General features: G+C 34.7%; 12 protein-coding genes and 3 pseudogenes. 3 read left to right on the forward strand and 12 right to left on the reverse strand.

The genetic code is table 11. From position 1 onward, the window contains the following. From COE49_RS19190 to COE49_RS28115, 4 genes and pseudogenes are all read right to left on the reverse strand, one after another. A partial coding sequence (locus COE49_RS19190) for a hypothetical protein (RefSeq protein WP_098946014.1) occupies nucleotides 1-339 on the reverse strand: 339 nt, incomplete at its 3' end. A gap of 2 nt (nucleotides 340-341) precedes the next feature. After that, nucleotides 342-2,372 carry a class I SAM-dependent methyltransferase gene (locus tag COE49_RS19195; RefSeq protein WP_141524824.1) on the reverse strand — a complete coding sequence of 677 codons (2,031 nt, stop codon included), beginning with the start codon at nucleotides 2,370-2,372 and terminating at the stop codon, nucleotides 342-344. A 223-nt stretch (nucleotides 2,373-2,595) separates the two neighbouring features. Further along, nucleotides 2,596-4,224: a peptide ABC transporter substrate-binding protein gene (locus COE49_RS19200; RefSeq protein WP_098883094.1), complete on the reverse strand. Its 1,629-nt coding sequence runs from the start codon at nucleotides 4,222-4,224 to the stop codon at nucleotides 2,596-2,598. Between the two features lie 309 nt (nucleotides 4,225-4,533). Continuing rightward, nucleotides 4,534-4,629: pseudogene (locus tag COE49_RS28115) on the reverse strand (N-acetylmuramoyl-L-alanine amidase); the annotation flags it as partial. Nucleotides 4,630-4,843: 214 nt separating this feature from the next. Here COE49_RS28115 and COE49_RS19215 point away from each other — a divergent pair. Beyond that, nucleotides 4,844-5,185, forward strand: coding sequence for a hypothetical protein (locus COE49_RS19215; protein ID WP_098252686.1), 342 nt, complete (start codon nucleotides 4,844-4,846; stop codon nucleotides 5,183-5,185). Between the two features lie 198 nt (nucleotides 5,186-5,383). Here COE49_RS19215 and COE49_RS19220 read toward each other — a convergent pair whose 3' ends face one another. The 6 genes and pseudogenes from COE49_RS19220 to COE49_RS19245 form a co-directional block, all read right to left on the reverse strand. Continuing rightward, nucleotides 5,384-6,709, reverse strand: a complete 1,326-nt coding sequence (locus tag COE49_RS19220; protein WP_141556634.1) for a bifunctional S-methyl-5'-thioadenosine deaminase/S-adenosylhomocysteine deaminase — start codon at nucleotides 6,707-6,709, stop codon at nucleotides 5,384-5,386. Between the two features lie 53 nt (nucleotides 6,710-6,762). After that, nucleotides 6,763-7,122 (reverse strand): YunG family protein, encoded by a 360-nt coding sequence (locus COE49_RS19225; protein ID WP_098946016.1) that lies wholly within the window; start codon nucleotides 7,120-7,122, stop codon nucleotides 6,763-6,765. A gap of 27 nt (nucleotides 7,123-7,149) precedes the next feature. Then, nucleotides 7,150-7,591 (reverse strand): annotated as a pseudogene (locus tag COE49_RS19230) (GNAT family N-acetyltransferase). Nucleotides 7,592-7,844: 253 nt separating this feature from the next. Continuing rightward, on the reverse strand, nucleotides 7,845-9,359 hold the full coding sequence (locus COE49_RS19235) for a succinyl-CoA:acetate CoA-transferase ScpC (RefSeq protein WP_098252683.1): 1,515 nt from the start codon (nucleotides 9,357-9,359) through the stop codon (nucleotides 7,845-7,847). Nucleotides 9,360-9,486: 127 nt separating this feature from the next. Next, nucleotides 9,487-10,131, reverse strand: a complete 645-nt coding sequence (locus COE49_RS19240; RefSeq protein ID WP_098946017.1) for a LytTR family DNA-binding domain-containing protein — start codon at nucleotides 10,129-10,131, stop codon at nucleotides 9,487-9,489. A 239-nt stretch (nucleotides 10,132-10,370) separates the two neighbouring features. Further along, on the reverse strand, nucleotides 10,371-11,309 hold the full coding sequence (locus COE49_RS19245) for an alpha/beta fold hydrolase (RefSeq protein ID WP_141556638.1): 939 nt from the start codon (nucleotides 11,307-11,309) through the stop codon (nucleotides 10,371-10,373). A 179-nt stretch (nucleotides 11,310-11,488) separates the two neighbouring features. Between COE49_RS19245 and COE49_RS19250 the strand changes: the two genes are divergently transcribed. Next, the gene (locus tag COE49_RS19250; protein WP_098356964.1) at nucleotides 11,489-12,250 is read left to right on the forward strand and encodes a DODA-type extradiol aromatic ring-opening family dioxygenase; all 762 of its coding nucleotides are present in this window, start codon (nucleotides 11,489-11,491) and stop codon (nucleotides 12,248-12,250) included. 49 nt (nucleotides 12,251-12,299) lie between these two features. Here COE49_RS19250 and COE49_RS19255 read toward each other — a convergent pair. Both COE49_RS19255 and COE49_RS19260 read right to left on the reverse strand, forming a co-directional pair. Continuing rightward, nucleotides 12,300-12,506: pseudogene (locus tag COE49_RS19255) on the reverse strand (MFS transporter); the annotation flags it as partial. Nucleotides 12,507-12,554: 48 nt separating this feature from the next. Beyond that, the gene (locus COE49_RS19260) at nucleotides 12,555-13,460 is read right to left on the reverse strand and encodes an AraC family transcriptional regulator (RefSeq protein ID WP_088231249.1); all 906 of its coding nucleotides are present in this window, start codon (nucleotides 13,458-13,460) and stop codon (nucleotides 12,555-12,557) included. Between the two features lie 229 nt (nucleotides 13,461-13,689). On the opposite strand from COE49_RS19260, the gene COE49_RS27695 reads away from it, so the two are divergent. Then, entirely contained in the window at nucleotides 13,690-13,845 is a 156-nt protein-coding gene (locus tag COE49_RS27695) for a hypothetical protein (protein WP_176551492.1), read from the forward strand. Nucleotides 13,846-13,847: the final 2 nt, after the last annotated feature.

Here is a 13,847-nt window from a genome sequence, read left to right on the forward strand (position 1 = left end):
CTTATATGTATCATCCTTAGTTACTTTAATATTTTTTTCGCCTTCGCCACTATTCAACTTTAGTATTGTATTATCATTTGAATCCACAACATAAGCAATTATAGTTCCTTTTTTAGTTTTATCATCAAAAGAAAATATCCAATTCTCACCTTTTTTAACTTTCCTATCTTGAGTTGCAGATCCAGTAAATTTTCTATAATCCCCAGATATACTACCAGATACACTATCTGAAGAACCATGAACTTTACCACCAACGATAGTTCCTTCTCTTGTAAAACAACCACTAAGAATTACTAAACACAAAACAAATAAAATTGTATTTCTAAAAATCCCCAACATCATTACCCCTTTTCTAAAACCATAAAGAACGTACTATCCGGTAGCGCAACCGTATTCCCAGACTCATCTTGAAACTCGATTTTCTCGCTAAGATGGTTTGTATATCCATCCTGCAAATAGTTCATAGCTTGAATGATGTTTACTTTATCTCCAAAGATACCCTTTACGAAATCCTTATAGTCGTTTGGCGTAAAGATTCCAAACTGCTCCTGCACCTCATGAACGAAGGAATCCTCACCCCAGGTATACGTATATAAGAACTCCATTGCATCATTAACAGGCATTTTGACTGTATTGTCTGCAAGTACCTCATACTGGATTATACGACCCTTAAATTGATGGACATACTGCTCTAAGAACTTCATTCCGCCCGCATCTTTAAAACGAATCACACGCATTAACCTTTTATCTTCGGTCATGATGCCATCACGAATGATAATACGACCTCCCGGCTTTAACACCTCGTAGGCACTCTGCAGACCCTTTTTAATTACTTCAAGATTGAATTTCTTACCTTCATACTCGATATAAGAGAACAGCTCATGAAGGATAGATGAATATACAATCGTATCAACCGATTCTTTATCAAACGAGCTGCTTAAGTTGATTGCATCCCCTTTAATGACGTCCCAAGAACGACCCTCGTTTTGCTTCTTCTTTTTCAACGTATCAATCACGTTTTCGGAAATATCGATACCGTAGATTCGTTTATCCTTGTTCGCTTCTTCAATCATGTCTAGCATGACACCACCACCGGCTCCGACATCTACAACCGTATCTCCCTTTATATATTCAAGAATAATTCGTTTATCATCAGCCGAACTATTCATATGCTCCAGATACACTTCTTCGTTATGGAATCTATCATACGCATCCTTACGTAACCCGAAGAAATCAAACAGCAGCACATTTGCCCGAGCATGCATCATATCTACCTTTTCTGCCTCTACACAGAAGGTAATTAACGCCTCACCTACAGCAGAAAACTGAAACGACACATACGCAGTCTTCATATCTTCATCGACTTTAACCTCAAAGGAAACATGCGTTGTATCGGGTTTCTCGTTCTCACGGTACTCCCGTAGATATTTCTCAATAACCCGCTTACGATACACATTGTCCTTCTTCTCGCCTTTGAAATCATAGTGCAACTGCTGCATCAATTTCTCGAAATGGATATGCTGAACCTTTCCAGTGCCTATCTCGTTCTTTAACATAACAAAAACTGTCCAGATATCCTCGAAGCTAAGAGCATGCATAGACGGTTCTACATACCACAAATCCTTATCAGATAAGAAGGTTTGAACACCACTCTTCTCGCTCCCCATAATTATATCTTTTTCAAATGCTGACTCCTTATGTTTTGGCGTAAGTCTATGTATGCGAGAAGTAAATGGTTCCACATAGCCATCAAACAGACCATCAATTGTAATCTTCACATTGTCCTTTACTTCACTCCACAAAGATTTTGATACGCCCTCAATAATACAATGGTTAAGATAGTATAGAATCTCCTTTAACCTACCGTCTCCGTACTCTTCTCTATACGTGTTAATCAAATCAATATGAGAGTCCAAACGAGCCTCACCGCGGATATACTGCCCAATTAATCCATGTGTTCTAATTAAATCTCGAACAAACAAATACTCAGTAGAGTTTAAGTTTGTCTCTAAACGTTCGATAAACTGAATATCACTAAAGATATCCGCAGAACCCTCGTTATGTACCAATAGGTTAATCCCGTTTTTTTCCCATTGCTCCCGCTGTTTTAAAGAACCTACCTTTGCAAGCTCACTATACGTTAGTACCTTTTCAATAATGCGATACGCTTCTTCATCTAAAGACAACCCCTCTAACACTTGCAGCGTACAGTGTACATAGTACAACACCGCATCTGTCTTTAATGCACCAAGTACCTGTACATTCTCATAGTTTTGATGTATCTCTTCTGCCTCGATTAGATGCTTTAACCACGTAGGGAGAGCATCAGAAAACCCTTCAATGTATTTATTTAGAACTTCAATGTTTTTCAACGTATTTCCCCCTCGATGATACGGACTATATATATTCATGGATAACCATTTTAATTATATCTATTTCTCCCCCTGTCTGTTTGTCATTTTAAATACTTTTTTTAAATCTTATTCTTTAACGAGTTTTATGTAGAATACCGAGGTAATAAATAAAAGAATAGTCAATGACTATTCTTTTATCAGAGTGTTGGGAAACTTTACTTTTAAAAGTAAGGTTTTTTATTTACTTCTTATCGATATAAGCATTTTTATAAGTATAAACACCACCAAATTGATGCTTTTCAATTCCCTTTACATAATCCTTTTGTACATATGCTGAACCAATATGATAAAGCGGTGCCACAGCAGCATCTTCTAATAAGACCTGCTCAGCTTCTAACAATACTATCCATCGTTTCTCTGGTTCTAGTACAAAATCAGTTTTTGCTTTCTTTATTAATTCATCGTAACGAGAATTGGAGTAATTCATTTTATTATTTGGATTACCCGTCGTAAATAGCTCTAAGTAACTAATTGGGTCTTTATAGTCAGGTCCCCAATTTGCCATAGTTATATCGTAATCACCTGTTTGTTCTAACTGTAACTTTTGTTTAAATGGCTGCTGTTTAATTTGTAGCGTTAATCCAGGCAAATCCTTTTCTAAGTCACCTTTTATATATTCTGCCATACGTTTTGCATTATCTTGTTCATACGTTAAAAACTCGAGGTTTACTTCGTCTACTCCAAGCTCTTTTTTCGCTTCATCCCAAACCTTTTGCGCAGTTTGTAAATCATATGAAGAAATATTTCCGTTTTCTTTTCTAAAATCTTTTCCAGTCTTTTCATTTATATGACCAACTGGTACAAGTCCACTTGCAGGTTTTGCCCCGTTATTAATAAAGTGAGCAACAAAATCTTCTTTATTTAACGCAAATGAAATGGATTGACGAACTTTTTTATTGGCTAACGCCGTATTTTTTTCATTAAAACGTAGCATAGCAATTCCAGGATCACTCGACATGTGTAATTCCTTATTCCCTTTATACTTGTCTACAAATTGTGAATTAATAGGTACTCGGTCCAAATCACCAGCTTCATATAAATTCACAGCCGTCATTGTGTCTTTTACAATATGAAAGTTTATTTCGTCTAACTTCACTTTCTTTTCATCCCAATATGTATCATTTTTCTTCAATTGAAATTCTTGTTCATGCTTCCATTTCTCTAATACAAATGGGCCGTTATATATGAGATTACTAGGTTCCAATGCATAATTCTTTCCTTGTTCTTTCAAAAACGATTCATGTTGTGGCAAGTATATAGGTAACGCTAACACCTGTAAAAAATACGGAATTGGCTGTTCTAGTTCCACTTCTAACGTATAATCATTTATAACTTTAACCCCAAGTTCATCAAGCGGCATTGTTCCTTTATTTATTTCCTTCGCATTTTTCACATAAAAGAGCATGTATGCATATTGAGACGCTGTTTCATGACTTACCGCTCGTCTCCACGCAAACATAAAATCATTTGCTGTTACATTATCACCATTTGACCATTTTGCATCTTTGCGCAACTCAAATGTATATTTTTTACCATCTTCACTTCTTTTAAACGATTTTGCTACTGCTGGAATAGGATGATCTTGATCATCTAGCACATACAATCCTTCAAATATGTTTTGCATAACATGTGCTGATGTACCATCCATCGTTTTCGCAGTGTCAAGGGAAGGAATTTCTTCTGATACTGTTACATTTAACACTTGTTTTTTAGCCTCTGTGTCACTTTTAATCGTTTTATTATTACAAGCTGTTAAAAATAAAGATGTAACAAGTGCCATTACCATTAAATGGCTCGTTTTTCGTTTCATGAATTGTTCTCCTTAGAAATAAAATGTTATAAAACGTTATATTTTGTTGTTTTGATTATAATAAATCATTATACATTATAAGTGGTTATTTATTAATATTTTATCAAGGGACATATTAGCGATATTTTATGTCTATTTCGTATAGGTGTTAGCAAGTTCGCTTGCAAACTTGTTAGCACTTTTTTATACGTACTAAAAATTAAAATTTGTCATTAGAATGGCTTGAACAAACAGTTAAAATGATAAAACAAACATTAAAAAATAATTAGTAAAAATTGACCGCCCGTAATAGGTGGTCTTTTGTTCATATTACTTCACATACGCATTACTAGCCGTAATGTAGTCTGTATTCCCTTTCGAATTGTGTACTTTATATTGCGGTGAGCCGTTAACGTCAACTTTACTACTTTTTTCCCTAAAGATTGAAATACGTAACAAATCGTAGACAATATAAATGAGGCATACAGCAATAAAATTCACATGGGTGGTATTACTAATATCTATGATGAAATAGGGATAGATGGTCTACCTATTCGTTTGTTTTTAGATGATAATGGTAAAATTATTTCTGCATTTCCAAGACAAGGTCGATAATTTAATTTTTGAAGGAGAAAATAATATGGATTACAAATTTGAGTTACTTAGTACAGGTAGTTTAGCTATTAGACTACCAAAGGAATTCGATATTTTAGAAGCTTTTTTAAATGTAGAGGTATCTGCATTCGGTGATTGGATAGCAGAAACTGTAGATAAAGTTTTAAATAAAGAAAGTGATCATGAAAAAATAAGTGCGAATATTTTTGGAGCAGATGTTCGAAGAGATAAAACTTTTATATTTAATAAGTATGATGAAAATGAGATTGAAATCCCTCTTGAAATAGAAACTATTACATTACGAAATCTAATAGATATTTGGTTAAATGAGCACACAAAATTGAAAACCGAAAAAAATAACAAGTAAATAATGTTACATACAGCGCGAAAAAGGCCGCCTGTAATAGGCCATATCCATCAATTTGTCCCTCTTTTGTTATAAAAGCCGTATATTATAGCAGAAATACTAACATAAAGATGCGACATTCTTTTGAATATTTATTCGTTCAAGACAAAAAGCTATCCTTTTAAAAAAGGATAGCTTTTTCAACTGACATGTAAATATCTATCTTTGCAAACCTCGTTTATATCGACTTGCTTCAAATATAATACGCTCTTCATCTAACGTTTTACATTCGCCATTCCAAACGACATGTTTTCCGTTAATAATTACATCGCTTATATCTTTCCCGCTAGCAGCATACACAAGATGTGATAACACTTCATCCGCTGGTTGTAAATGCGGCTTATTAGACGGGTCAATCGTAATAAAATCAGCACACTTTCCAACCTCAAGTGATCCTGTTTGTTTCATACCGATTACTTCAGCAGCTCCTTTAGTCGCAAGTGTAAGTGCGGTTTCAACTGGTAACGCTGTTGCATCTTGGTGAATACCTTTTTGTAATAATGTTGCAACGCGCAGTTCTTCAAACATATCTAAATTATTGTTAGACGCAACACTATCTGTTGCAATCCCTACTTTAATCCCTGCTTCTAGCATTGCTTTTACATTCGCTATACCAGAACCTAGTTTTAAATTACTATTCGGATTATGAGCTACTCGAACATCATGTTCTGCTAAAAATGCACGCTCACTTTCATTTAATACTACACCGTGTGCAATAACTGTTGGACGTTTAAACAATCCGCAACTTGCCGCATATTCTACTGGACGTTTTCCGTATTGTGCTTCAATATCACGTACTTCACGATCTGTTTCAGAAAGATGAATATGAACCATAGTTTGATTTTCTATTGCAATACGTGCACACTCTTCTAACATTTCTGTAGAGCATGTATATGGACTATGCGGCGCAATCATCGTAGTTAACATACCACTTTCGTTATAATAACGCTTCACATATTTCTCAGCTTCTTCAATTGCTTTCTTTTCATCTTCTTTCGTCCCAAAGCTAAATAAAGTTCTTGAAACAGCAGCTCGCATTCCGCTTTTTGACACCGTTTCCATAATTGCATCTTGATCTACTCCAATTGGATTAAACATATCTGAGAATGATGTTGTACCACTTTTCACCATTTCAAGTAATCCTAATTCCGTACTAGCAACCGCAAGCTCTGGAGTAAACTGACTTTCAAGCGGCCAAATTCTCGTCTCAAGCCATGGTTGTAATAACATATCATCGCCAATACCTCTTAAAAGGCTCATCACAACGTGTGTATGTGTATTTACAAGTCCAGGTAAAAGCCACTTTCCTTTCATATCAATTACTTCATCTACTTCAAAATCATTAGCGAATTCTCCGCTATTTACATCTATAATTTGATCATTTTCTACAATGATATATCCATTTTCTATCACTTCGTTTTGTTCATTCATCGTTACAATAGTAGCGCTTACATAAGCTGTTTTCAAAAGTATTTCCCCTTTCAACTCTATGAAGTTCCCTTTAATAAGTTACCACCATTATAGTAACTTATTAAAGATTAAGAGTCAAAAGATAATTTTAATTTTTTTGTTACCTTTTCATTCAAAATATCATATTGCTTTTCATTTGTATCTGCAAATGCTTCTTCCCGATTTGATTCCACATCCATATAATTCAATTTCCCATTAAATTGTGTCTCTGTAAAATCAAACCTCTGCCCATCTATAATGTTATAAAAGTGCCATACTTCCCCTATTTTTGTCTTTTTAATCTTTCCACCGTATATCTCTTGAATGACTAGTGCGGTTACACCACATTGTCCCTTGGCTGGATTCTCATTCGTCCACTTAGAGCTCGTTTCTATTGACCAAGATCTTATTAATGCTTCATATATTTGTTTTTTCTTCACATTATCCATTCTCAGCTTCCCCCGCTATTAATAGTTTTACACATCATATTGTAAAAGAGGTAACAGTCGATCCTTAAATACTGTTGATGGCGTCTCTCCAATTAACTTTGCTCCCATATTCAAGTAAAACCCTTTTGCATTCGGATCACTATCAATCGTAAAACTTTTTATTCCTAGTTCATTTGCTTGCTCTATTACATACTTCCACATTATTTTCCCGTACCCTTTCCCTTTGTAATGAGGATAAATGTATAGGAAATCGAGAGCTTTATCATTTCGTAAAAATGAGAAAAAGCCAATCTTCCTATTATCATTTTCTAAAACATATACAAAGTTATTCTTTATGTACTCTTCTGTAATTGTTAAATCTTCCTTACAAGCAAGTATGAATTCTTCGCTATAATTCCATGTTGCCTTTGAATGTAGTGCGAGTTCACTTAATTCATTCGCTTCACTATAACGCTTTTCTTATCTTCATGATTCTTTCTCCTCATCTTCAATATATAAGCTATTAAAATGATTCGAAAAGCAATTTAAAAAACCTCTTATTTCATAGATAAGAGATCACTTTTATTAATCTTTATTATAAAACTACAACGTTTCACCATATTATAGGTAACAATTTTTTAAAAGAAAAAAACGCCATTCCTAAAATTGGCGTTCTTTTCTTTAAATCTTTATAGCATACTATACTAAGAATCATTTGTTTTACTACTTCTTATCATACACACCTATACAGTTTCTACTACCGCTTCACGCATTGTTCCATTTTTAGCATAATTCGTATGCCAAGAAAAAGCTTTTTCTAAAACATGAGGGGTTTGTCCGCCTCTTGTTTGTGCTTCTTCGTAATAAGCTCGTAGCTGGTCACGATACATTGGATGCGCGCAGTTCTCAATAATAAGTTCTACTCTTTCTCTTGGTGCCAATCCTCTTAAGTCAGCATACCCTTGTTCAGTAACGATAACATCAACATCGTGTTCCGTATGGTCTACATGAGAGACGAAAGGAACGATACTTGAAATGTTACCGCCTTTCGCAATCGATTTAGTAACAAAGATAGCTAAGCGTGCATTTCTTGCAAAATCACCAGAACCACCAATACCATTCATCATTTTTGTACCTAAAACGTGAGTAGAGTTAACATTTCCGTATATATCTAATTCTAAAGCCGTATTAATCGAGATTAATCCAAGGCGGCGAATGATTTCCGGATGATTAGAAATCTCTTGCGGGCGCATCATTAATTTGTCACGATATTTTTCAAAGTTAGAAAATACTTGTTGCATTTTTTCTTCAGAAAGTGTGATAGAGCAGCAAGAAGCAAAATTGACTTTCCCTGCATCCATAAGATCAAAGACTGCATCCTGTAAAACCTCAGAATACACTTCTAAATCTTCAAACTCCGAATCTAACATTCCATGCAGGACTGCATTGGCAACTGAACCAATTCCTGATTGTAACGGTGCTAATCGATTTGTTAATCGCCCTACTTTTACTTCTTTTCGAAGAAATTCTATTAAATGCTGTGCCATAATAACAGTTTCTTCATCCGGAGGAACAATTGTCGATGGCGAATCCAGTTGGTTCGTAAACACAATACCCTTCACTTTTTCAACATCAATTGGAATACCGATTGTTCCAATTCGATCATCCGTTTTCACGAGTGGAATTGGAAGCCTTTCTCCTTGTTTACCTGGTTCATATAAATCATGTAGCCCTTCTAGTTGCGCGGATTGGGCCATATTCATTTCAATAATGATAGACTTAGCATTTAAGGAAAATGCTAAGGAATTTCCAATTGAAGTCGTTGGAATAATCATTCCGTCCTCAGTAATCGCAACCGCTTCCAAAATAGCGTAATCTATATCCATAACGTCAGCACGAAGTAACTCTGCTGTATGAGATAAGTGCTGATCTACAAATAAAAAGTCTCCATTATTAATCCCTTTTCGCATAGTCGCATCGGCTTGGAAAGGCAATCTTTTTCCTAAAATTCCTGCCTCAGCAAATAATTTATCTACATCCGAACCTAATGAAGCCCCAGTATAAACATTTACTTTAAAAGCTTCCTCATTCTTAACTCGGTTTACTAGCGCAAATGGGACTGCTTTCACATCACCTGCACGTGTAAACCCACTTAAGCCTAAAGTCATTCCACTTTGAATCCAGGAAGCTGCTTCTTCAGGTGTAACTACTCTATCTTTCAGACGTTGGTCTCTAATTCTATCCAAATTATGCTCCATATGTAATCCCTCTCCTATTGAATATTCATAATTATTTTACACATTAACATCATCAAAATAGGGATTTTAGTATACAATGCCGAAATTTCAGATAGAACAGCAAATCTAGGTTCTAAAGCAGAAAAATCTAGAATCCTAGAAGTTTACGAAAATAACTGGCGTATGATTGACTAACTGGTACTCTCTCACCATTATCCATTGAAAGTAAAAAAGTAGAATGAGTATCAGGATATATTGCTTTAATATGATTTACATTTACAATGAATGAACGATGGCATCTAATAAATGAATCTTTAGGAAGGAAGTATTCAAATTCTTGCAAAGAGGATTTATGTGTTCCTGATAACTCCTCTGAATTCACATACGTCTTTTTATCTTTCGCCTCTAAATACATGACCTTTGAAAAAGGAACCGGAATCCACCCGTCTGTTGTTTTTAAAGTAACAACTGACTTTCCATCCGTTAAAGCTGGATAAATTGCCGTCACGCAGCCTTCAAGCTTTCCATTGTTTGAAAATGGTACGGCCATTCCATGATAAGGAATACCAAAAACATCCCGATTAATAAACTCAGAGGCTTTTTGGTTCGTCACCATTGCTTTATGGGCAATCGTTCCTTCCTTTATAGGGTCCCCGACGCTAATCTTTAAATCAATTCGTTTACTTGGCCGATAGTAGATATATTCTTTCGTATTCGAAACAGCAATTGAAATTTCATCTGAAAATAATTCACCAACAACATCTAGTAGTAAACCTAACGTTTTATCTTCCATACTATTAACACCTCATTCATTATTATACTACTATTATGAGCAGACTTTTGGAGGATAAAAAGTTTGATTAGAAATTATCCTTAAAACCTTGGTTCAGTGTATATGCGAGCATTTGTTTTAAATAATCTATCTTTTTTATAAGGATTGGAAATGTATTGATGATAAAAATTTTATATTTCAGATTTAGAATTCCTCCGTTTCCTCAAAGAAACCCCACTTCAAAAAAGTGAGGTTTCTTCTTATACAATATGTCTATCTAACCACGAAATCAAATCTTTAAACACTTCATCTCTATTCACTTCATGAAACATTTCATGTCTTCCATTTTCATATAAACGAAGTGTTACATCTTTCACACCACATTTTTTATAGTTTTCGTATACTTCTTTTACACCTTTCCCCATATCTCCAACAGGATCCCGATCCCCAGAGAATATATGTATTGGAAGATTGCTTGGCGTCTTCTTATATTCTTCTAACTTATTTACCTCTAATACACCATGAAATAATTCTCGATAAAAACTCGTCGTACAAATGAATCCACATAACGGATCCGCAATATATTTATCAACTTGATCATTATCTGAAGATAACCAATCAAATTTTGTACGATTCGGCTTAAAGTTTGAGTTAAAATTTCCGAAAGATAAGAAATTTAGCATCGGACTTTTCGTTTTCACTCCGCGTAGTTTCATTTCGATTGTTGCTACTTTATGACCGATGACACCTAAAAAACCTGGGTTGCCACCAGTTCCTGAAATGAGGAATCCATCATATAATTCGCCTCGAAGTTGTACAGCTCGTCTGGATAAAAAAGATCCCATACTATGTCCGAGTAAAAACAACGGACATGTCTGCTCTTCTTTTATCATTTCCGAAACAAAGATTACATCAGATACAACCTGATTCCACCCTACATTTGGTTCAAAATGACCATAGTCTTCTTCTCTTTTCACTGTTTTTCCATGCCCTTTATGATCATGAGCGTAAACACCATATCCTGCCTCTAATAAAGCATCAATAAATTCTGTATAAACACCTGTATGTTCTGTCATACCATGTGCAATTTGAATAATCCCTCGCGGATTCCTTTCTGGTAACCACTTTCGTAAATAAATTTCCGATCCATCCAATGCCGTAACGAAACTTTCCTGTACGTTCATTTCGTCAGCCCCCAAATCTATTATGTATCTTAAAAATGAATACTCATTCATTATTCTTACTATATATTATATGCAATTGCTTTCATTATGACAAATTCCTTATTTATTATTCAACTATTGTCTTGACGACTCTGAAATAAAATTATATAGTTACTTACATAAAGTAATTATTATATTTTTAGGAGGTTTCTACTATGATGCCATCACTATTTTTAGCACATGGTTCACCAATGCTTGCTATTCAAGATACAGATTATACAGATTTTTTAAAAACACTTGGACAAACATATAAACCGAAAGCAATCGTCATTTTTACCGCTCACTGGGAAAGTGAAGTATTAACAATCTCCTCATCAGACAACGAGTATGAAACAATTTATGATTTCGGTGGATTTCCTCCTGAGTTATATGAAATTAAATATCGAGCAAAAGGCTCTTCTACCATTGCATCTATGTTAGAAACAAAATTAAAAAATAAAGGTATTCCAGTCCATCATAATATGACGAGAGGTTTAGATCATGGTTCATGGACACTATTGCATCGCATGTATCCAGAAGCAAATATTCCTGTCGTACAAATATCAGTAAATCCATTCCTTCCTGCAAAAGAACAATTTGAAATTGGAGAAGCATTAAAAGGACTTGGCCAAGAAGATATTTTAGTAATTGGCAGCGGCGTTACTGTTCATAATTTAAGAGCTCTGAAATGGAATCAGACTACACCTGAAAAATGGGCAATTGAATTTGATGATTGGATTATTAAACATATGCAGAATAATGACAAAAATTCATTGTTTAATTGGGAGAAAAATGCACCTCATGCACAATTAGCAGTACCAAGAGCAGAGCATTTTGTTCCTTTGTTTATCGCAATGGGAAGTGGTGAGAATAACGGAGAAGTCATTCACCGTAGTTACGAGCTCGGTACATTAAGTTATCTCTGTCTTCAATTTTAATGAAAAAAGGATGAAGCAACTGTTGCCTCATCCTTTTTTGTTTACTTAGTTAACTAACTTCCAAATGTTGTTTCTCTAATACCTCTTCGTTCTTATTATGAAAATATACCCAAATACACGCAATGAATAATAGTGATGATGTAGAGAAGAAAACATATTGGAAACCTGCATGTGCTGCAATTTGTCCCCCGAGTACTGGATCAATCATATTTCCTAAAAATTGAAATGACTGATTATATCCAATTAAATTCTTCGTACTTTTTTTAAATTTATAATTGTTATTCTGGAAATTCCATTTATCTTCCTAAGTGGCCCGTGAAACAATTTCTTGTTCATCAAGTAAGAACTTCAAGCTTGATAAAGAGATTGTTTGGAAATTTTCTTTCGACATACGTTTTCGATAATGCGTAGGTGTTTCTCCAATCATTTTTTTAAATATGCGGCTAAAGACTACTAAACTACGAAAGCCCACCTGATAAGAAATGTTTTCTACCGATTCATTTGTCATTGAAAGTAAATACGTTGCGTAATTAATGCGCATCCTTAAAATCCATTCCTTCATGGTCATCCCGAAATGATTGTGAAAGACTCGTGAAAGATGACTTCGATTGACCGCGAGATGATCTGCCACATTCCTTACTGTAATCTCCTCTAGATAGTGCTCTCCAATATATGTCATCGCTTCAATCGCGAGTCGTGAAGACTTTTGTTTTACTCCTTTTGAGAATTCACCACCATCGGTAAGTAATACTCTTAAAAATCGATAAGTCAACTCATTTAACTTTAATTCATCTTCTAATGTATCGTTGGAACAATTCATACACTCCAAGATAATATCCAAATATTTCTGAATATTAACCGAAGTAACAGAGTGGTTATCTTCTTTAAAACTCGAATAATGAATAATTTTGTCTGCTATCTTCCCACCAAATGAAAGCCACGCATACAACCATGGTTCTTCTGCATCCGAGCGATAAAAGGTCGATTCCCCTGGGCGAATGAGAAAAATATTTCCTTTCTTTAATGAATATTTTTCATCTTTTACATAGTACATTCCTTTTCCATCCAACACGACATGAATAATGTAGCTGTTACGTACAGCTGGTCCAAAAGCATGAAAAGGCAGTGTTTTTGAAAAACCACAAAATTCAAAATAAAGATCGCTTGAGAAGTGACGCTGTTCTTTTTTAAAAAAGAGTGCTTGTTCCATGGGTTTCTCTCCTCTTCGTGATTGCTATAACTTCATCTTCCTTTTAAAGGAAAAAATGCAACAAAAGGTTAAATCAATGTCACAAAATGATATAAAACAGAAAACGCTTTCTTGTTAAAATATACTTGAAATAGAAAAGCATAGGAAGAAGATTCATGTAGTTTGTTAGTTTTTTATGTTTAACGTGTAAACGCTTTTATATCCTTATTAAGATTAAATGAAGAAAAAATTGGCAACATTCGCACGACTTAATTCATCACTTGGTGCAAATGAGACTGCACTAGCAGTTGTACAAATCGTCAAAGAGCTAGAAGCAAAGTTAAATCATGGCGGGGATGCAACTGAAGAGTTCAATTCTAGTGCTGCACTTGCTCATTCTAAATAAAG

Origin of the sequence: Bacillus sp. AFS029637 (genome assembly GCF_002584985.1) — a bacterium.
Taxonomy (GTDB): domain Bacteria; phylum Bacillota; class Bacilli; order Bacillales; family Bacillaceae_G; genus Bacillus_A.

Bases quoted from the DNA above. Each gene is read 5' to 3' on its own strand.
- COE49_RS19260 (WP_088231249.1), bottom strand. From the start codon at position 13,460: ATGGAACAAGCACTCTTTTTTAAAAAAGAACAGCGTCACTTCTCAAGC.
- COE49_RS19240 (WP_098946017.1), bottom strand. From the start codon at position 10,131: ATGGAAGATAAAACGTTAGGTTTACTACTAGATGTTGTTGGTGAATTA.
- COE49_RS19235 (WP_098252683.1), bottom strand. From the start codon at position 9,359: ATGGAGCATAATTTGGATAGAATTAGAGACCAACGTCTGAAAGATAGA.
- COE49_RS19200 (WP_098883094.1), bottom strand. From the start codon at position 4,224: ATGAAACGAAAAACGAGCCATTTAATGGTAATGGCACTTGTTACATCT.
- COE49_RS19225 (WP_098946016.1), bottom strand. From the start codon at position 7,122: ATGGATAATGTGAAGAAAAAACAAATATATGAAGCATTAATAAGATCT.
- COE49_RS19250 (WP_098356964.1), top strand. From the start codon at position 11,489: ATGATGCCATCACTATTTTTAGCACATGGTTCACCAATGCTTGCTATT.
- COE49_RS19215 (WP_098252686.1), top strand. From the start codon at position 4,844: ATGGATTACAAATTTGAGTTACTTAGTACAGGTAGTTTAGCTATTAGA.